The organism is Vibrio sp. J502, from assembly GCF_025397955.1.
Lineage (GTDB): Bacteria > Pseudomonadota > Gammaproteobacteria > Enterobacterales > Vibrionaceae > Vibrio > Vibrio anguillarum.
This window is the reverse complement of record NZ_CP104555.1, coordinates 444,226-464,854: the sequence shown is the minus strand read 5'-3', so window position 1 is coordinate 464,854 and position 20,629 is coordinate 444,226. Positions and strand designations below refer to the sequence as shown.

General features: G+C 44.2%; 16 protein-coding genes. 8 read left to right on the top strand and 8 right to left on the bottom strand.

Annotation, left to right across the window (positions count from 1 at the left end):
* Positions 1 to 60 precede the first annotated feature (60 nt).
* Positions 61 to 2,937: an HD domain-containing phosphohydrolase gene (locus tag N5E84_RS17755; RefSeq protein ID WP_069212030.1), complete on the top strand. Its 2,877-nt coding sequence runs from the start codon at positions 61 to 63 to the stop codon at positions 2,935 to 2,937.
* Here N5E84_RS17755 and trmY read toward each other — a convergent pair.
* From trmY to N5E84_RS17720, 7 genes are all read right to left on the bottom strand, one after another.
* Positions 2,934 to 3,533, bottom strand: a complete 600-nt coding sequence (gene trmY / locus N5E84_RS17750) for a tRNA (pseudouridine(54)-N(1))-methyltransferase TrmY (RefSeq protein WP_019281867.1) — start codon at positions 3,531 to 3,533, stop codon at positions 2,934 to 2,936. The genes N5E84_RS17755 and trmY overlap by 4 nt on opposite strands.
* Positions 3,534 to 3,612: 79 nt before the next feature.
* Positions 3,613 to 4,845 (bottom strand): organoarsenical effux MFS transporter ArsJ, encoded by a 1,233-nt coding sequence (gene arsJ / locus N5E84_RS17745; RefSeq protein WP_069212031.1) that lies wholly within the window; start codon positions 4,843 to 4,845, stop codon positions 3,613 to 3,615.
* Positions 4,846 to 4,887: 42 nt separating this feature from the next.
* Complete coding sequence (locus N5E84_RS17740; protein ID WP_019281868.1) at positions 4,888 to 5,385, bottom strand: cyclin-dependent kinase inhibitor 3 family protein; 498 nt, start codon at positions 5,383 to 5,385, stop codon at positions 4,888 to 4,890.
* Between the two features lie 12 nt (positions 5,386 to 5,397).
* The gene (locus N5E84_RS17735) at positions 5,398 to 6,399 is read right to left on the bottom strand and encodes an ArsJ-associated glyceraldehyde-3-phosphate dehydrogenase (RefSeq protein WP_019281869.1); all 1,002 of its coding nucleotides are present in this window, start codon (positions 6,397 to 6,399) and stop codon (positions 5,398 to 5,400) included.
* A gap of 21 nt (positions 6,400 to 6,420) precedes the next feature.
* Positions 6,421 to 6,762: a metalloregulator ArsR/SmtB family transcription factor gene (locus N5E84_RS17730; RefSeq protein ID WP_017043720.1), complete on the bottom strand. Its 342-nt coding sequence runs from the start codon at positions 6,760 to 6,762 to the stop codon at positions 6,421 to 6,423.
* A gap of 256 nt (positions 6,763 to 7,018) precedes the next feature.
* Positions 7,019 to 8,077, bottom strand: coding sequence for an ACR3 family arsenite efflux transporter (gene arsB / locus N5E84_RS17725; RefSeq protein ID WP_017046038.1), 1,059 nt, complete (start codon positions 8,075 to 8,077; stop codon positions 7,019 to 7,021).
* An 84-nt stretch (positions 8,078 to 8,161) separates the two neighbouring features.
* On the bottom strand, positions 8,162 to 8,491 hold the full coding sequence (locus N5E84_RS17720; RefSeq protein WP_069212032.1) for a metalloregulator ArsR/SmtB family transcription factor: 330 nt from the start codon (positions 8,489 to 8,491) through the stop codon (positions 8,162 to 8,164).
* A gap of 294 nt (positions 8,492 to 8,785) precedes the next feature.
* Here N5E84_RS17720 and N5E84_RS17715 point away from each other — a divergent pair, with 294 nt between their 5' ends.
* The 4 genes from N5E84_RS17715 (at position 8,786) to N5E84_RS17700 (ending at position 15,188) form a co-directional block, all read left to right on the top strand.
* Entirely contained in the window at positions 8,786 to 10,276 is a 1,491-nt protein-coding gene (locus tag N5E84_RS17715; protein WP_013868030.1) for a SulP family inorganic anion transporter, read from the top strand.
* A gap of 10 nt (positions 10,277 to 10,286) precedes the next feature.
* The gene (locus N5E84_RS17710) at positions 10,287 to 11,135 is read left to right on the top strand and encodes a universal stress protein (RefSeq protein ID WP_019281870.1); all 849 of its coding nucleotides are present in this window, start codon (positions 10,287 to 10,289) and stop codon (positions 11,133 to 11,135) included.
* Positions 11,136 to 11,413: 278 nt separating this feature from the next.
* Positions 11,414 to 12,616: an acyl-homoserine-lactone synthase VanM gene (gene vanM / locus N5E84_RS17705; protein WP_019281871.1), complete on the top strand. Its 1,203-nt coding sequence runs from the start codon at positions 11,414 to 11,416 to the stop codon at positions 12,614 to 12,616.
* On the top strand, positions 12,609 to 15,188 hold the full coding sequence (locus N5E84_RS17700) for a hybrid sensor histidine kinase/response regulator (protein WP_019281872.1): 2,580 nt from the start codon (positions 12,609 to 12,611) through the stop codon (positions 15,186 to 15,188). The genes vanM and N5E84_RS17700 overlap by 8 nt, the downstream gene beginning before the upstream one ends.
* A 357-nt stretch (positions 15,189 to 15,545) precedes the next feature.
* On the opposite strand, the gene N5E84_RS17695 is transcribed toward N5E84_RS17700, so the two are convergent.
* A complete protein-coding gene (locus tag N5E84_RS17695; RefSeq protein ID WP_017044469.1) occupies positions 15,546 to 15,854 on the bottom strand; it encodes a hypothetical protein in 309 nt (102 codons plus the stop codon).
* A 330-nt stretch (positions 15,855 to 16,184) separates the two neighbouring features.
* Here N5E84_RS17695 and N5E84_RS17690 point away from each other — a divergent pair, with 330 nt between their 5' ends.
* The 3 genes from N5E84_RS17690 (at position 16,185) to N5E84_RS17680 (ending at position 20,625) form a co-directional block, all read left to right on the top strand.
* Positions 16,185 to 17,165: a helix-turn-helix transcriptional regulator gene (locus tag N5E84_RS17690; protein WP_019281874.1), complete on the top strand. Its 981-nt coding sequence runs from the start codon at positions 16,185 to 16,187 to the stop codon at positions 17,163 to 17,165.
* A gap of 262 nt (positions 17,166 to 17,427) precedes the next feature.
* Positions 17,428 to 18,306, top strand: coding sequence for a helix-turn-helix transcriptional regulator (locus tag N5E84_RS17685; protein WP_019281875.1), 879 nt, complete (start codon positions 17,428 to 17,430; stop codon positions 18,304 to 18,306).
* Between the two features lie 375 nt (positions 18,307 to 18,681).
* On the top strand, positions 18,682 to 20,625 hold the full coding sequence (locus tag N5E84_RS17680; RefSeq protein ID WP_019281876.1) for a TonB-dependent receptor: 1,944 nt from the start codon (positions 18,682 to 18,684) through the stop codon (positions 20,623 to 20,625).
* Positions 20,626 to 20,629 lie beyond the last annotated feature (4 nt).

The following is a 20,629-nucleotide window of genomic DNA, read 5'->3' as shown; positions in this document are numbered from 1 at the left end:
TTTTTGCAACTTACCCACATTGAACAATACTTAGCAATGTCATCCAATTCGGAGTTGGTTATGAAACGACGTCGTTACTCACTGAGCATTCACATTACGAGTCTCTTTTTAGTGCTCGCCATGGTGATCGGCATTGTATTGATTGGCATAAGTTATCACCATAGTCAGCAACTACTGACGGTAAGTGCACAAGGATTAAGTAGCGAAAACAGCAAAAAACTGGAATCAGCATTTAAACAAAGTGCCGCACCTATCTTGACTACGCTCGATTTTTTAGCTTTTAGTAACGTAATTGATCAACCGGATAAAGTCATCTCGGACCCACGCCAACTCGCCACCGTTTGGCTGACCTTCCAACGTAATCCACAGTTGGTCGCGCTCTATTATTGTGACGAAGCCGGAGCTTGTACTACATTTCGCTCGCTGAGCTTTGATAAAGCCAAACAGCGTTTTGATGCCCCCGCGCAAGCTCAGCTATTGGCCCATTACACTCAAGTTGATGGCACTAACCGCTTTATCTATTTAGACCAGAACCTTGAAAGCCTGCTCGACAAACAAGATAACAATAATAAATTTGATCCTCGCGTGCGTCCTTGGTTTACCTCGGCAAGTCAAGATGGCGCGATACGCTTAACGGAACCTTATTTCTTTTTCTTCCTACAAACGAGCGGCGTCACACTGTCACGTAGATCGGCCGATGGAAAGAGTGTTCTTGGCGCTGATTTCACGCTTGACTCACTGTCAAAACAGATGAGTACGATGGGTTTTTCTGACAGTGCTCAGCTCATTTTGTTCGATAATCAATTTAGACCACTCGCCCAACACAATACTAAGTTCGAGCTACAACAAGACCCCTCACAGATTGCACAGCAGCTGCAGCAAAGTACTTTTGCACCAATATTGAATCGGGTCAGCAGCCAAACTTTGTATGAAACGGTCAATATGAATGGCACAACGTGGTCGGTGACGTTAACGCCGGTACTTTTAAACGACAATGTACGCTTGTTGCTGGCAGAAGCGGTACCGCAAGACGATTTGATCGCAGATTTGCTCTCGATGCGAGATCAGCAGATTTTTGTCGCGTTAATCATGCTCGCTATCGCTTTTGCAGTGGTTGGTTTTGTGGCGCAAAGGCTCGCCAGCCCTTTAGGTAACCTAGTGCAATTGACCGACAACATCACGCGCTTTGAATTTAAAAAGACACGCTACCCAAAAAGCCGGATCCGCGAAGTTGCCAATTTAACCCAATCGATAGAGCTCATGGAACATACACTGCACGACTTGCTGCGACTATTACGCGAAACCGCCAGCAACCAAGAATTCGGTGTGTTAGCCAAAACGATTACCCATCAAAGCTATTTGATCACTCGAGCTGAAACTATTTTGCTCTACACTTATGCCAACGAAAATAACCAATTTATCACCGCAGCAAACCACGCCATCATTCCCTTTAAGCTTGATATCAATCAGTTGTCTCAAGAGATGCCGTGGCTACTTTCTGAACTGCGTAAAGGCCAAACGGTTCACTTATCTAAAACCGATAATTCGATGCGTAAGCATAAAGATGAGCTGTATAATTCTGATCTTTATCTTTTCCCACTGCTCAACCGAGACAAGCAGTTGGTTGGCGTATTAAACCTAGGCTACGAACGGGCCATCACTCCCGATCAGCAAGACAAACATGCATTTTTACGAGAGCTACTCAGTTTTGCCGAAATCGCTAAAGACAATATCGACAAAATGCAACGGCAAAAGGAGATGCTCAACTCGTTTATTGAATTGATTGCCTCAGCCATTGATACCAAATCCCCTTACACGGGCGGCCATTGTCAGCGAGTTCCTGAATTAACAAAAATGATCACTAAAGCGGCGGAAAACGATCGCACCTATTTCCCACAATTTTCCATGACCAATGAAGAGTGGGAAGAGCTCACTCTCGCCGCTTGGTTGCATGATTGTGGAAAAGTGACCACGCCTGAATATGTGATTGATAAAGCAACCAAATTAGAAACGATCTACGACAGAATTCACGAAATTAGAATGCGTTTTGAGCTGCTCAAATGTCAAGCTGAAACGGACTACTGGCAAGGTGTTGCGCAGGGCAAGAACGAGCCAGATCTCAAACAGCAGTTGCTGACGAACCAACAAATCCTCGATGAGGAATTTGCTTTCGTCGCGCAATGTAATATTGGCAGTGAGTTTATGAGCGATGATGACCTTTCCCGCTTAGAGCGAATTGCGCAAAGAGAGTGGAAACGCACCTTAGATGATCAACTCGGTACTTCTTGGATAGAGAACCAACGTGCAGGAGAGTCAAAACCATTGCCCACTATGGAGCGCCTGCTTGATGATAAACCCGTACACCAGTTGCACTGGGTGAACGGTTGCCGTCCACAAGATCTGTGGCAAGAAAACTTTATTTTACAACCGGGAGAACTGCGTTATAACCGAGGTGAGCTCTATAATTTGTCCATTCGCCGTGGCACGCTCACCAACGAAGAACGCTTTATGATTAATGATCACATTGTGCAAACCATCATGATGCTCAAGCGGCTACCTTATCCTGAACATATGAAAAACGTTCCTGATATTGCGGGAAGCCACCATGAACGAATGGATGGCGCGGGTTATCCAAGAGGTTTAAGTGAAGAGCAGCTTTCGATCCCCGCTCGAGTGATGGCGATAGCCGATGTGTTTGAAGCACTGACCTCCAGCGATCGCCCCTATAAAAAGGCCAAAACGCTCAGTGAATCGATCGCGATCATGACCACCATGGCCACCACAGGCCATATAGATCCGAAGCTTTACTTACTCTTTTTAGAAAAAGAGATTTATCAAGACTATGCGGATCGATTTTTACACTCCGATCAGCACAGCCCAATTGATAAAGAAGCACAGATAAAAAAAGTAAAAATGAGTTTGAAAAAGACTTTTTAAAGACCGCGAATATCTAACTCATTCTGGATCAGCACAATGCACTGCGAGGCAAACAGCATTCGAGGCCCAAGGCTGATTTTCTGTGTATTAAGGCGCTTTAAACTGTTCCAACTTTTTTTCGGCATCGGGATGTGGTCAGTAAGCAAAAAGCAGCTGTCGTCAGAAAATTGATGCTCACGGACACTTTCGCCTTTTTTATCCAGTAAATACAAATGGTAACTATCCGAAAGGCGCTGCACCAACTTTTCAAAACTGATCGTTTCAACCGTGAGTCCTTGCTCGACCTCTCGGGTTTGCTCTTTGCCCATACCCATAGAAACGTCTAAGGCGTGGCCTATTTTGGTCAGCAAGGCTTGCTCGTGAAAGCCACCGATATTGTGCAACTGGCTCGACTCAAAGCATAAAGTCCGCGAGAAATCTTGCGTACTTTCCAGCACTAAGTAGACCACCACGTCATCACGATGCGACTGCGCGGTAAAAATAGCGTTCATGAGTACGTGGGCCAAAATTTCGGTGTGGGCTTCTTGCCCAACAGAGGCTAAAAAAGTCTGTTTATCCGTAGAAGCGGCGCGGGCCCTTACAACAAAAGCTCTCATGTGACTAACTCAATTCATTCAATAAAGCACGGACTCTATCACAATCTCCATCTACTGGAATAGTGATCTGCTGGTGAAGCTACGGTTCGCTCGTCAACACAGCTTTGCTTTTCGGGAGCCCCAATGAAATGAGAGTGGTCAGCAGCAGAAAACCAAACGAAACCCACAAACACGCCGCTAATCCCCAAAGTTGGAAAACCCACCCGGAAAGCACGGTACCGATTAAACGCCCCATCGCGTTTGCCATGTAGTAAAAACCAACATCAAGCGATACACCATCACCCTTGGCATAGCTCACGATTAAATAGGAATGCAGCGATGAGTTAATTGCAAAGACAGCGCCGAAAAGCAGTAATCCCGCGATGATTACGACTTCCGGATGCCACTGCGCTTGAATGCTGTAGGCGATTAAACCTGTGATCAGCGCCAATAGCGCCGCCCAACCGATAGCCGAACGCCCATCCGGTACTTGACCTGAAGTACTGCCCGTTATTTTAGGGGCAAAACCTTGGATCACTCCGTAGCCAATCACCCACAGTGCTAAAAAGCCGCCCACGGCGCTATGATCCCAACCAAAAACACTGCCCAGATAAATGGGTAAAGCAATCACAAACCAAACGTCTCGCGCGCCAAACAAAAACAGGCGAGCCGCTGATAAGATGTTCACGCTGCGTGATTTGGAAAAAATCTCTGAAAATTTCGGTTTGTTTTTGGCTTTGCCAATATCGGCTTGCAAGCTGAGCAAACTGCCGATAAAAACCAATAACAATACCGCCGCCATAGCCGCTACCGCATATTGAAAGCCGATCCAAGAGAGCAAGACGCCACCGAGAAAAAAGCCGGCCCCTTTTAGGGCGTTTTTTGAACCCGTAAGAATGGCTATCCACTTGTAGAGTGCGCCTTGTGCATTCTCAGGGACTAACGTTTTGATCGCACTTTTTGCACTCATTTTATTGAGATCTTTTGCGATGCCCGATAACGCCTGCGCCGCCATCACCCAAGGAATGGTTAACCATGCAGCAGGTACAGCAAGCATCAAGAGCGCGAATATTTGCATGCCAAGGCCAATATTCATGGTGCGATTCAGCCCTAAACGCGCACCAAGCCAACCGCCAATCAGGTTAGTGACCACGCCAAAAAATTCATAAAAGAGAAACAAAGACGCAATCGCTAAGGTCGAATAACCCAAATCATAAAAATACAACACCACCAACATGCGCAGCGCGCCGTCAGTGACGGTAAAATTCCAATAATTAAAAGTCACTAGCATGTACTGGCGAACGTTTTGGTTGAGTTGAGACAACATAATCACTCTCTTTGCCAAAGAGCCGCCTAAGGCAGCTCTTTGGGACTGTTATTGATTAACAAATTGTTTGATGTACTCAACTTGTACATCTTTGGTAAATGCACCCGGCCTTAATGATTGAACTTGAGTAATAATGTTTTGCAGTTCCCAACCTTTCTCCAGCAATAAATGAGCAGCAAGTAAACCAGTACGACCAGAGCCACCCATGCAATGCATGGCAATCTTATCTCCCTTGGCAAGTGCCTGATGAAGTGACGGGGAGATACTTTGCCAATGCGTTTGAAACTCATGATCGGGCGCGCAATCATCTTCAATTGGGGCATGAAACCATTGCAGCCCCGCTTGCTCAACCACTTTAGGCAAGTCGCCAACGCCTTTCTCTTGCATCTCTTCGTGACTGAGAGCCGTCACCACAACGGTAACACCTTGAGATTTCAGTTGTTCAATACTCTCAACCAAAGGAAGATCTTTTGTCCCCGGGCAAGGCGTCAATACCAAACCAGCGCTGTTTTCTGCAACAGGCAGTTCCCATGTAGGATGTGTCATTTCTTTGCTCCTTTATGCCAAACCGACTTTGCGTACTAATTCTGCGGTACGCGTTGCGTAACCCATTTCGTTATCGTACCAAGCGTAAATTTTCACCATGCGCTTGCCCACCACCATGGTCGAGAGTGCGTCGACAATCGTTGAGCGTTGGTCGCCTTTATAATCAATCGATACCAATGGCCGCGCTTCAAAACCGAGAATGCCTTTGAGCTCATTTTCTGAAGCCGCTTTCAGTAGCGCGTTGACTTCTTCCGCGCTGGTATCGCGTTTCACATCAAAAATAATGTCGGTTAACGAGGCATTGGCTAGCGGCACACGCACCGCGTGACCGTTAATTTTGTCTTTCAGATCGGGGAAGATTTCCACAATCGCTGTCGCAGAACCTGTTGTGGTAGGGATAAGGCTCATACCACATGCGCGGGCGCGGCGTAGATCTTTATGCGGTGCATCCAAAATGGTTTGCGTGTTGGTCAAGTCGTGAATGGTCGTAAACGATGAGTGTTCAATACCCAGTTGCTCGTGAATCACTTTGACGATAGGTGCAATGCAGTTGGTAGTGCAAGAAGCGGCCGTAACAATCCGATGTATTTGTGGATCAAAGATGTGGTCATTGACCCCAACCACGATATTGGCAATCCCCGCTTCTTTTACCGGGGCCGATACCACCACGCGTTTGACACCTTGTGCTAAATACTGATTCAAAAACTCAGACTTGCGGTGTTTGCCTGTTGCTTCGATGACCACATCGCAACCAGACCAATCGACGTCACTGATCGCTTTTTGTTGTGAGGTACGAATAACCTGACCGTTGGCAATGATCGCATTACCGTCGCTTGTCACTTCGTGATGCCAACGGCCTTGTATTGAATCAAATTCGAGCAAATGAGCCAAGGTCGCCGCGTCTCCCGCAACGTCGTTAATCTGCACAAATTCGATCTCAGGCCAATCAAATGAGGCTCTTAATGCTAAACGACCAATACGACCAAACCCGTTAATTCCGACTTTAATAGACATTTTTATTTCCTTTTATCCCTTCTAAACACAGCATTCTGGGCGAGATTTCATCTCTGCCAGCCTTTGCATATCTTGTTGGTATTCTTTTTTCAGGCAGTTGGATTCCACCAGCCCTTGAATTTGTTTTTTCATCCATCCGGGTAACTGCTCTGATAGCCGATAAAACACCCATTGTCCTTGCCTTGTATCAACCACCACGCCACTGGAACGAAGTAGAGCCAGATGGCGAGAAATTTTCGGTTGGCTTTCATTTAACGCTTGCGTCAACTCGCCGACACACACTCGTTGCTCGCGAGCAATCATGAGCAAACAGCGCACCCGCGTTTCATCGGACAGCAACTTAAAAAACTGATGAGGTAGCATTTTACTTATCTCTGCATATGCGGATGGTATGTTGCAGGGCTTTTGTGGCATTTTGATTACAATCGATTTCCCAATAGATCTATTTTTGATACGCCGATCATACCCCGATGCATCGCAACATTGGGATCAAGAGTTCGTGCGTAGCAGAACATAGATGACGTTTCTAATTCATTCACAAACATCTCACATTTTTAAAACAGTCTACGGTTATGAAATTTAATGAGAAAAATATCCTGAAGTTCGGACTCAGAGAGCGCTAGTATTTCTTTTTCATACGCAGCGCGACGTTGACCAAGGCAATCAACACCGGCACTTCAACCAAGGGCCCAATCACACCCGCAAATGCTTGATCGGAATTTAAACCGAACACGGCAATGGAGACCGCAATCGCCAGTTCAAAGTTGTTGCCTGATGAGGTAAAAGCAATTGAGGCATTTTGATCGTAAGGAATGCCCAGTTTTTTACCAATGAAAAAGCTGACAAAAAACATCACTAAGAAATAAATCACTAAAGGGATGGCAACGCGTATCACGTCCATCGGCAGTTCAATGATCATCTCGCCTTTCAGGCTGAACATCAAAACTATCGTCGCTAGTAGTGCCACTAGCGTAATCGGTGAAATACGCGGAATAAACTCCTCGTTGTACCATTGCTCACCTTTCGCGGCCACCAACCATTTGCGGCTCAAAAAGCCAGCTAAAAATGGGATACCGAGATAAATCAGCACACTTTCTGCGATATCGAGAATGGTAATATCAACCACAAAGCTCTCGAGCCCAAAATACGGCGGCAAAACAGTAATAAATAGCCACGCCATAAAACTGTAAGTGACAATTTGAAATGCACTGTTGAGCGCCACCAACGCTGCGCCGTACTCTTTGTTCCCACCGCTGATATCATTCCACACCAATACCATCGCGATGCAACGCGCCAGACCAATTAAGATCAGTCCGACCATATAACCGGGATAATCGCGTAAGAAAATGATCGCCAATGCAAACATCAAGATAGGCCCGATAATCCAGTTCATCACTAAAGAGAGTGTGATGGCGCGTTTATCACGAGTCACTTCACCTAGTAGGCTGTAATTCACTTTTGCCAGTGGTGGATACATCATCAAAATCAAACCGATCGCCAGCGGAATATTGGTCGAACCGACCGACATGCTCTCATTCCACTGCGCCACTTGCGGAAAGAAGACACCGATCGCTACCCCTAACCCCATCGCAAGGAAAATCCACAAGGTTAGATAGCGATCGAGAAAACTCATTTTTTCGGCTGCAGAGGCTTCTGCGCAGACAGGTAATTCACTCATACATCACATCTCTCGGTCAGTCTAAAAAGGGAGCCGCACACAACTTTCTACTTACAGCCATGGCGAAATAGCAACGCTAAAATTTCATTCATTTTGACAAGATGGGTGAGCAATGCGCGTTAGCTCTTGCGCAATCAATGCAGCATTGTGGTTCAGCGTGATGTCCAATATCTGCACCATCCAACTTTCCAGCTCAGGATTGATTTGGTAGTACACCCACTTGCCGCGACGTTCATCAATCACTAGCTCATTTTTTCTCAGTTCAGCTAAATGACGGGACACTTTGGGCTGACTTAATTGCAACGCATTCATTAAATCACACACACACAACTGCCCTTTGTGCTTCATCAACAGCAAGGATTTAAGCCTCGTTTCTTCAGACAAGGATTTATAAAAAGATAAAATGCGGCACATAAACAATACATATGGAATATCGAATGTGTTTAAGTGTAAGGAGCAAAAGAGTAGAAGTCAAACACCAGAACTATCCTCTCGCACGACGGGCGGCGCTTGAAAAGCAGCGTGATAACGGGAGAAATGATTACTGCAATACAAATAACGATCGTTTGGTTGACCTATACCACATCAATGATTAGGATCACATTTTAAAAATCAACTAAGAGACGTTGCGAATGCTGCTTACGCCGCCCTAGATTGATCTTTACCTCTCACAACTCACCTTTTTATTTCATTTTTTAGAGATCAAGTATGCTACAAAATATTAAGCGCGATTGGTTTTCCAATGTGCGAGGGGATGTTCTAGCTGGCACTGTCGTTGCGTTAGCATTAGTTCCTGAGGCAATAGCCTTTTCTATCATCGCAGGTGTAGACCCTAAAATCGGCCTTTACGCTTCATTCAGTATTGCCGTGATCATTTCAATTGTCGGTGGACGACCCGGCATGATCTCAGCAGCCACTGGAGCAATGGCGCTGTTGATGGTCACTTTAGTCAAAGAGCATGGCTTGCAATATCTACTGGCAGCCACTGTTTTGACCGGGGTTCTACAAATACTGGCCGGTTACCTCAAACTGGGCGATTTGATGCGTTTTGTATCACGTTCGGTCGTGACGGGGTTTGTTAACGCGCTGGCGATTCTGATTTTTATGGCGCAATTACCAGAGCTGACCAATGTAACATGGCACGTTTACGCCATGACACTCGGTGGGCTGGCGATTATCTATCTATTCCCCTACGTTCCTGTGATTGGCAAATTGCTACCTTCGCCATTAGTGTGCATTATCGCCTTAACTCTGATTGCTATCAGCTTTGGCATTGATATTCGCACTGTGGGCGATATGGGTGAATTACCAGATACTTTGCCGATATTTTTATGGCCAGATGTTCCGCTCAACCTTGAAACCTTATGGATTATATTTCCTTATTCAGCCGGATTGGCCGTTGTCGGTTTATTAGAATCAATGATGACAGCAACCATTGTTGACGATTTAACCGATACCAGCAGTGATAAAAATCGTGAATGTAAAGGCCAAGGTATCGCCAACATTGCCACCGGCTTTCTTGGCGGCATGGCCGGTTGTGCGATGATTGGTCAATCGATCATCAACATTAAATCCGGCGGACGCGGCAGGCTCTCTACTTTTTGCGCCGGTATTCTACTGATCATCATGGTGGTGTTTTTAAGTGATTGGCTCAAACTCATCCCGATGGCGGCTTTAGTCGCGGTAATGATCATGGTTTCCATTGGGACCTTCTCTTGGAGTTCGGTAAAGGATCTCAAAACTCACCCACTTTCTACCAGCATCGTGATGATCGCGACCGTCGTTGTTGTGGTTGCAACCCATAACTTAGCGATCGGTGTCGGTGTCGGCGTGCTGCTTGCTTCTCTCTTCTTTGCTAACAAAATTGGCCGCTTCATGGTGGTTAAAAGTGAACTCTCTGAAAATGGAGAAGAGCGTACCTATCGTGTTGTTGGGCAAGTCTTCTTTGCTTCGTCAGATCAATTTATGAACGCGTTTGACTTCAAAGAGGTCTTAGAGCGTGTCACTATCGACCTCTCTGCAGCGCACTTTTGGGATATTACTTCGGTTTCTTCGCTAGATCGTGCTGTTATCAAATTCCGACGCGAAGGGACCGATGTAAACATCATCGGTATGAATGAAGCAACAGCAACGATTGTCGATAAATTCGGCGTGCATGGTAAGCCAGAAGAAGTTGAAAAGCTGATGGGCGGACATTAAGGAACAGATTATGACCAATATTATTGCTTGCATCGATGGATCGATTTATTCACAGTCGGTCGCCAATTTAAGCGTGTGGGCCGCCAAAAGCTTACAAGCACCGTTAACATTACTGCACGTACTTGATAAAGCGGCCAATCAAACCGAAAGTGAGCTGTCTGGTAACATCGGTTTAGGCAGCCGAGAACAGCTATTGAAAGAGCTTATTGAACTAGACGAAAAGCGTTCTAAACTGGCCTTAAGGCACGGTAAAGCGTTACTCAATGAGCTAGAAACTAAAGCTCATGAACAAGGTTTACAAGATGTGCATAAACTGCAAAAGCACGGAAACCTGCTGGAGACTTTGCTTGATCTTGAAAACGAAATTCGTGTATTGGTGGTCGGTAAATCAGGTGAAGTGCACCAAAACGACGCCATGGCTGTTGGATCTCAATTAGAGAGTATCGTGCGTACAATGAAGTCGCACACCTTAGTGGCAACGGGTGATTTTACGCCACCACAAAGTTATCTATTAGCCTTTGATGGCAGTGAAATTAGCCAGAAATTAGTGGATAAAGCGATTAAAACACCGCTGCTAAAAGGGCTGGAGTGCCATTTGGTGATGGTGGAAGATAACCACGATAAAGCGAGCGCGTTTAAAGCTGCCGCCGAGAAATTATGTGCGAACGGTATTCACGTTGTGGAAGCGTGCTTATCTGGCGAAGTTCATAAGGCGATTCTTCAGTACCAACAACAAAACCAACTTGGCATGATCGTCATGGGCGCGTTTGGACACTCTAAACTTCGTCAGTTCTTCGTTGGCAGTAACACCACTCGGCTCTTAGCCGAATCAAGCGTACCGATGCTATTGATACGATAATAATTGATAAATTAACCATATAGATAAAGCCTTCTTCGGAAGGCTTTTATTATAAAACTCTGTTGTGAAGGGTAAGTGCAAGTAGTAAACTTGCTGCGGATATGCAACTGGTACTTAGGATGTTAGGTACAAATAAAATCGCGGTTACTGGTACTAATTAACGTGATGCCAAATACTCTCCTAAATCAAAGTCTCATTTACTGGAGCCTATCTAATAAAACTAATAAAAAATAATTAAATAATTAAATAATTAAATAAACCTAGGCTAGGTTAACTCTATGAAAATAATATCATCTTTAGGCTCACGGCTGACAAGCAGTCTGCCTATTGAAAAAAAACAGCGGGCTCTGGTAGAGTTCGTCATCAATACTTATCAACCACAGCAACGGGCTGATCTTTTCCGCGCCGTTACAGATCACCGCAAAAACCAATTACTCAACCTATTTCCTGAACATCACAATAAAAGCTTCTCAGTACTGTTTGAATTGATGGACTACCGAGAGCTCATCCGGCGCTATCCGAATACATTAGATGAAGAGATAGCATATCTTGAGCAAGCCGTCAGCGAGTGCTATTCGCATTGGCTAGATTTCTGGTGTGAATGCGAAATTGCGGCTATAAAAACACTATTCCCTATCGAAGCGGATGCTCCTCCTCGTATCGAACTGCCACTTAAAGACTGTGCTTACCGTGGTTTTTTGATCGACCAGATAGAGGATTCTGAACTTTGGGTCACAACGCCCAGTCACCCGCAAAAAATGCCCATCAAAGATGCGATCACCTTGAGCAATCTTGAGCTATTTATTAAAGGCGAAAAGTGGTACGAGATGCTGCCTTTATTGTCCTTATCACAAAAAGGGAAGCACTTTGTTTTACTCAAGCATCCTGATAACGAAGCATCTCCTACACTAGTCGCTTCAATGTTGGTGCAAGATTGGTCAGTAAATCAGACTTGGCTTAGTTACGCACAACAATTCAGTAACGAACAGTGGCAATTCTGTTTACCCGATCATAGTTACGATGTTTTGATGGAATTACAGCTTTTCAAACCAGCACTGTCGAAATGCGACTCTCTCCCAGAATTCGATCATCAATTTCGGCGACAATTGACTGGTACGCAAGCGGTCTGTGAAGTGCTGCGTTTAACCGTCAGTGGTAACGCTCAACAAAAGCTCTATTTTCTCTACCTTGCTCAAAAAAAGCTCATCCAAATACTAAATCAAATGGGGTATAAAATTGGTTTCACCATTATCGAACAACCTTTCATACTCAATTTTTATCAAACTATCGAACCAAAATCGTATTTCCGTTCTGGATATAACGACTTAAATAATAACGGAAAACAAAGTTATCGTGGATTCTGGATTATTGAAAGGATGGATAAGGTTTTCAGTGATACCAATTTTCGTGACTATCGACATGCAGTTTCTCAGCGTAGGAAGTACGATTTAACCAAAAGGAAAGAGAAAGAGTATGCTTAACCTCAACTTAGATCCAATTCTCTATCCCAAAGCGATAACGCTTATCGCAGCAGTAGCCATGGTGCTCGTTTGGTTAACTTACTATTGCTATCGTCTTAAACAAAAAAATGAAGTAATTTTTGGCACACACCACGCCTCCTACATCGCTTATTCCTCGTGTATCATCGCTTGGATAGGAAGTAATGCATATTTCCATACTGATTGGCTAGTTGAGCTTGGTGTAAATAGAGCAATCTTTATGGCAGAAATTGCCAATATTTCTGCATCCCTTGCATTTGTTTTTGCTTACTATTTCTCATGTCAGCTCTCTGCCGAACAAAGAAAAGGCAAAGTACACCTTTGGCAACGGCTGATATTTATTACTATAGCGGCCTACTCCGTACTTATTAACTTGCAATCTAACCTCACGGTGAAACATGTTGATATTGTCGGACCGAGCGAGTTTGTCATTGAATTTGGGCCCCATACGCCTTACTTCTTTAATGCCATGCTATGTTCAGTGATACTGACGTTATTCAACTTGGTCGTAATGCGAACCAATAGTAGTAAGCTAGCACTGGCCAAAACCAATTATATTATTGCAGGTATATTGGTATACATGCTTTCAACACTAGTTATCCACATAGGAATCACCTTTTTCTTTCAAGATTTCTCACTCTCTTGGCTACCTCCGGCACTCTCCATTAGCGAAATGATGTTTGTTGGCTATGCTCTTATCACTTCACGCTTCTACAGTGTGAAATACCTTGCTTACCTGTGTCTCAATACTGCGTTAGTATGTGGGGTTTTATTCATACCGCTCGGCGCAATCTTCATCCCTCTCACCGACAGCAACCAATGGCTGATGGCAATACCACTTTGTGCGCTTATTGGTATTACTTGGAATCCACTCTACAAACGCTTGAGCCGTTACGCCTCTTTACTCATTTACGGCAATCAGCAGACTCCTGTAGAGCAAATTCTCGCTTTGGAAGACGATTTCAAACGGTCAATTGATGATGCGATGCGCCGTTTAGGCCAGTTATTATACATCGCCGATGATAAGCTGCAGTTCGTTAATAGTAACTATAACGAAACCGTCTACGAACGTTACCTTTCATCCAAACAAACCGCACTAGTGTTTGATGAATTGTTTGAAAAATTAGACAACAAAACCGCGGCAAAAAACTCGATCAAAGCCCTTTATGACAAAATGAGCTCAAACAATACGGCCTTGGTCATGCCACTGTTTGGGCACAGCAAATTGGTCACACATTTATTAATCTCGCCACACAAAATCAATAATCAGATGTTTTCTAATGAAGAAATCGCTGCACTTCAAACCTTGCTAACACGAATACAAAGTATTATTGAAGCGGATAGACGTGTCTGCCAAAGTCGTGCATTAGCGAATTCAATTGCGCATGAAATGCGTAACCCGCTCGCTCAAGTACAATTGCATTTTGAAATTTTAAAGCAACATATTGATAGTCAAGCGCCCGCACAACAAATTAAACAGGATATTGAGAACGGCCAAGCGGCTATTCAACGTGGGCGACAGTTGATTGATATTATCTTGCGCGAGGTCAGCGATAGTTCGCCTGAACACGAACCGATTACGATGACGTCGATCCACAAAGCCGTTGATCAGGCGGTCAGTCAATATGGCTTTGAGAACGAGAAAGTAATTGAGCGAATTCACTTACCACAACAAGATGACTTCGTAGCAAAACTTAATGAAACCTTATTCAACTTTGTTATTTTCAACTTGATTCGTAACGCAATTTATTATTTTGATTCCTACCCAAATAGCCAAATTGAGATCACAACTCAAATCGGTACTTATGAAAATATTTTAATCTTCAGAGATACAGGCCCGGGGATTGACGACGCCATTTCTTATAAGATTTTCGATGACTTTTTCTCTTATCAAAAAAGCGGAGGCAGCGGTCTGGGGCTCGGCTATTGCCAGCGTGTCATGCGCTCTTTTGGCGGCCGAGTTGAATGCAAATCGAAACTGGGGGAGTTTACGGAATTCCACTTATACTTTCCTATGGTACCCAATGCTCCCCAAGCCGACTCGCTTCGTACTCCTGATTTCAAAAATTGGCAACAACCTAAACCGAATACAGAGCAAAGAACCGTTGACAATATACAACCAATCGATAAGTCATTTCTAATCAATAACAAAGCACCCACGGTGCTCATCGTTGACGATAAAGAAGTACAACGCTCACTAGTTCAAATGTATCTGAACCAACTTGGTGTTAACAACTTGCAGGCAAACAACGGTGAAAATGCAGTAGAAATCTTTAAAGTGAACTCCATCGATTTGATCTTGATGGATATTCAAATGCCAGTTATGAATGGTTTTGAAGCCAGCCAAATCATTAAGGCGCATTCTCCGCAGGTTCCGATCATTGCGCTGTCAGGTGAATCTGGCGAACGTGAGCTAGAAATGATTAGCAAGCTGATGGACGGTCGTTTAGAGAAACCGACGTCATTAAATGCGTTACAGCAAATAATCAGCCATTGGTTAAATAGAGACGTTGTACCCAATGCTCATACAGCAAAGAGTGGAACGGTTATTTGACGTAATTGAAGACACCAACATCCAGAGAAAAACTCAGCCAGTACCAAAACCATTTCGGTGCTGGCTGACATTTTAAACTGCATAATCTATTATAAACCGTCTACTACCTACACTCGCCAAGCCTTGACCTGAGCTATCCCAAGTAGTTCTAGCTGAATATCTAATGAACCCATGCAAGTTATACATGCAACAATTACATATGCACCCTGTTGCAAATCTCATTTCATGAACGACAGGGTTGAGCACCGCACCTTTTCAGTCTATTGTTTGTAGCGAAAGACAGGTTCGACTTAAACAACACCTTTGCTTGCACACTTTTAGCCGCCTATTTTTGGCGGCTTTTTTCTTACTAGGCAATTATTTTCTTTTTAACAGCGCGATACACTCTTCGTAGTGGGGGGTACTATGGATGTCCCACAACTGTTTCGCAGCATAATGGGCAAAATCATCATCGGCGGGTAAGCTTTTTTTACGCTGATTTTTGATCTTGAGGTAGATAGCCTGCATCTCTTTCTGCTGATCTCTGGAGATAGAGCGCGAATTGGCACACATATCCGCCAATCCTTCGTAAGCATAGGCATTCACTTCAGCCATATTGATCTTGGCGAAAGTCAAGGTAGGAGAAAGCAATACAACTCCTATCAGAGTATTGAATTTACTTGGCATTTCTTCCCCTAAAAAATGACACTTCTATCCATAGTATAGAAGACGGCAGAGATTGAGGACAAACATGGTTCCTTAATTTGTTCGCTCTTGCAGCATAGTCACGCCAGTCCACTACTCAATTCAGACTCCTAATCATGAAAAATCACTTCCAAATTGAGCAGACGGTAATCATAAAACGCCACAAAATAACTTTCAGTTTTATAAAACGAATAATAATAACGATGAGAGATCTCGATAGAACTCATGACTTCTTTGCGTGGCACGCTTTTCATTACACAAACGAAACACTAGGGGCAAATCCGACCCAAGCATTTTTGAATGGTATCTAAAATGAATCGTGTTGATTTAAAACCAAACTCCACATCCATACGCTTACCGAAACGTTGCTTAAGCCATCAGTCAAGCGTGCCGACTCCGCGACAACCGCTTGCCTGTCAATCTTTTGGGGGATGCCTTGGCTGCAATATACATACGCTATCGGGATATGGTGGCTGTACGTCGTATGAACCGAAGACTCACTCTGAACGATACTGCCTACGTTTACTGACCGTAATTAAAGGCGAGCAGCTCATTTGGTACAGTCATGATAATGAGCCCATCAGTTTACACAACGGAAAAAGTGTACTGATTTTCTCAGTTAATACCTTTAACGACGTATTCATTAGTGAAACAGAGAGTTACGTCGAGATTGCCGATATGCGCTTTGACTGCCAACTTCTCGCGACTATTTACCAGCAAATGAGTGAGAGTTTGCGTGACAATGGTATTAATCCTTTAACGGAAAAACGCCGTTTTGTCTTTGATACCAGTGTTGAAATTCAGCAATTTATTAACCAGTTGCAAACTGGCTTAACCAACCAAACGGGTGCCGGTAGCTTGTATGCCGTCTCACAGGCTTATCAATGTTTGGCCAAACTACTCAGCCAGCTTGAGATGATAAAAAGCAACAAAAAAGACAGTGAGTGCTCATCCCTTTCCAGTCGAACCTTAAATCGGATACGCAAAGCACACTCGATGATTGCTTCAGAACCAGAAAAAAATTGGAGCTTAAACGAGCTTTGTCGACAAGTAGGCACGAATGAAACCAGCTTTAAACGCGGTTTTAAAGTGCTTTTTAATACGACATTTTCCAAACTTCTTCAACACACACGAATGAAAATAGCAGCTGAATCATTAGAACAGACCGATCGTCCGATTATCGACATCGCTTATCAAGTGGGATATGCCAGCCCTTCTCACTTTAGCAAACTATTCAAACAACACTTTGGGCAGAACCCTCTACAATATCGGAAACATCGTCAACGTCCCTAAAATATCGATAAATAAAGCTTAAACCAGTCAAGGTTTCTCTTTCCTAACAGAACCGCAGTCGTGCTGGTGAAGTCATCTTGTGCCTTTTTTATGCGCATTTTGTTGAATACGCTTTTTTGTTGAACAGTTGAATAGCCATCATCAATCACTCCCTAGACAGATAATCATGATAATGATAACTTTTCTCATAAAACCAATCGGACGTGATTTCACTATGCCTTACTATCGAGTTCCATTTAATTTGGATTTACTGGAAGAGTCCATGCAAACTAATGGCAATATCGTTTTTAAGCATGAACATTGCGAATTTTCGTTACGTTGCTGTGTGATCAATGATGACATGGTGATGAGCCAATTTAAGGGAAGGTTTGAAACACCTACCCAACTCGATACAGCCGATAAAACCGAATACGACAGTGTGACGATCATGCTGAATTTAGGGAATGCCGTTTACTATCAAATTAATGGCCTAAATACGGCAAAGATTTTTCCGGCCAACACTATTGCTCTTTGTTATTCCGATACACGTCATGGCTTCTGTCGCTATCAGCCGCAAATCACTCAGTTATTTGCACTGCAAGTCCCAAGACTTCTATTGCTTGAGTACATCAACGTCATGCAAATAAGTGAGCCACTAGCAGATAAGTTAGGACGTCGAGAGCCGTTTTTCCTAATCAGAACAGCTTCTGCTGCGTTGCAATTTATGGCCGTAAAACTTTCAGAGACCCATAATCAAAACAGCGCGATTCAACGCCAGCTTTGCTACTCATTCATCAGTGATGCAGCCCGATATCTAGTCTGCGATGGCAGCACTCAACAACAAGGCGATAATCACAATCTCCTAGAAAAAGCGATGGGGATTCTTGATAGTGAGTACACTTTGCCACCCACCATTACCGAACTGGCTCGACGAATTGGAACCAATGAGACCTCTCTCAAACAGGGGTTTCGAAAAGAACTAAATACCACCATTCATCAGTACATCACTCAGCAAAGAATGACAAAAGCGGCTGAACTACTCAGCGCAGAAATCTACACTATTTCGCATATTGCTCATGAGGTGGGTTACTCCAATCATGGACATTTTTCCGCCGCTTTTAAAAAAGAATTCGGTTGCACGCCATCCAAATACCTAGCATAACAGGGTGCTCTCACGCCTAAAAAGATGGTCCAAAAAGCGTCATGAGCCATACGGCGATCCTCTATTTCTGGCCCAACACCACCAGTTATCACTTTGACAGTCATTTGTTTGAAACTCATCTAAAACAAAACCAGAAAATAAAATAAAAATCAACAAAATTAAATGCTTAATTTTAATTAAGTTCAAAAATAGACGACCCGATCTATTCAAGCTTGTTTAAAATAACAATCATAAACGTCGATTCACGCTCTTTTTATGCCTTATTCAGTTAGCAGGTAAAAGACAGAATCGGCACTATAAGTTCAATATGGATACCACAGGAAAACAGATTCGATGCATAGGAACAGCCTTAAACTTTCACCATTAACTTTAGCGATGACCTTAACTATGTTCACTTCAACCGCTTTCGCACTCGAAAGTGGCCATGATGTCATGGTGGTAGAATCGAGCAAGCAGTCGACCCTTCTTGAACAGATGGACAGTTCGGTCTTGATTAAAACAGGAGAAGAGCTTGAGCAAGCCGGAGTCGATCAAGTTCAAGACTTGGAGAAAGTGTTCCCGGGTCTATTGATCCAAACTCGCGGTAATCGTACTTATGCCAACACGACGATTCGTGGCATCAGTTCACCGGATTATTATTCCCCCACTATTAGCTTGTATGTTGATGGTGTGTTGCAAGACAGCGCCTTTTTAACTCAACCACTTGTTAATGTTGAGCGCGTCGAACTGCTAAGAGGCCCGCAAGGCACTTTGTACGGTGGTAATGCTCAAGGTGGTATTATCAATATCATCACCCAAAAAACCGTTGGACAGAACACAACCGTTGCTACCGCGAGCTACAGTAACCTCAATGAGCAACTCAATGCTTCGGCAGCTCTCTCACTCAATGACTCGCTTTCCGCCGATATCGCACTGCGCGTAATCAAAGACAATGGCAGCATTGAACACCTACCAAGTCAGCAGAAAGATGCTAATAATAGTCAACAATTCAGTGGGTTAGCTCGCTTACACTATTTACCACACAACTCGCCGTTCACTCTGACCTTATCAGTCGCCAATAGCAATCTGGATAGCCATGAAGAGTGGTATCTCACCCAAGCTGAATTTGACCAAAAAATGACGAGCCAAGCGATCCCTCAGCTCAAACGTATCGTTAACAGCTATGCGCTGCAAATGGGTTACGATTTAGGTGAAACTCAATTGACCAGTGTTACGGCTTATCAAAACCGTAACATCTATCGCCAGTTTATTGGAGGAGCTTGGCAAGAAGACCAAAATACTTTTAGCCAAGAGCTACGTGCCAATACGCAAGTCAGCGATGCCTTATCAACGCTATTTGGTGCTTATTTTGAACAACGCGACTTCGACGCAAAATCTGGCGTAGGCTCCCAAGTCACAAATCAGGTTGAAGCAACTCAATACGCTCTGTTTGGCCAAGCCATTTATGCGCTCAATGAACAGATTGACCTCACTTTAGGACTGCGTGCCACTCACCTTTCGACTCGTGCGGATTACAGTGGTAATCCGTCCTGGATGATTGATGCTTACGCACAAAATAAATCAGAAAACACCCTATCCCCCAAAGCCGCTTTAGGTTGGCAAATCACACCGGACTCTCGGGTGTTTACTTCCATATCAAGTGGCTATCGTCCCGGAGGCTTCAGTTTACAGCCACGCAGTAGCGGCGATAAAAATGGCTACAGCGCTGAGAAATCCCTTAATGGAGAGTTGGGCTGGCGTACTCGCTTAGCTGACAACATGGTTGATCTAAGCGGGGCTCTGTATTGGATAGAAACGGATGATATTCAACTCTATACTGGGACTCCTGGTAGCCAAGTGCTGCGTAATTTAGGGGAAGCGCAAAGCCGAGGCTTAGAGCTGCAGCTCGCTTTCTATCCCACGGATGATTTAACCTTGAATCTAGGCGGTACTTTCGGTAAATCAAGCTTCAAATCAGGGAATCAAGATATTGAGGGGAACACGCTACCGTACGCACCTAAAACCACACTGGTAGCGGGGATAGACTATGTATTACCACAAGCTTGGTTTAATGGCGCAGTCTCCCTTTCCTCGAATGCTCGCTATACCTCAAGCGTCTTTTTCGATGAAAAAAACACCTTGTCACAAGCGGGTTACACCTTAGTCGACTTAGCCATTCAGTACCAAGCAAACCCACACCTTTCCATGCGCCTGTTTAGCAATAATGTGACCGATCAAGATTACAAAACCTATTCGTTCGCAATGCCAAACGCCAGCGCAGCCTTGAGTAACTACGGGGTCGGCCGTGAAGTCGGACTTAACATCAAACTTGAGTGGTAATAGG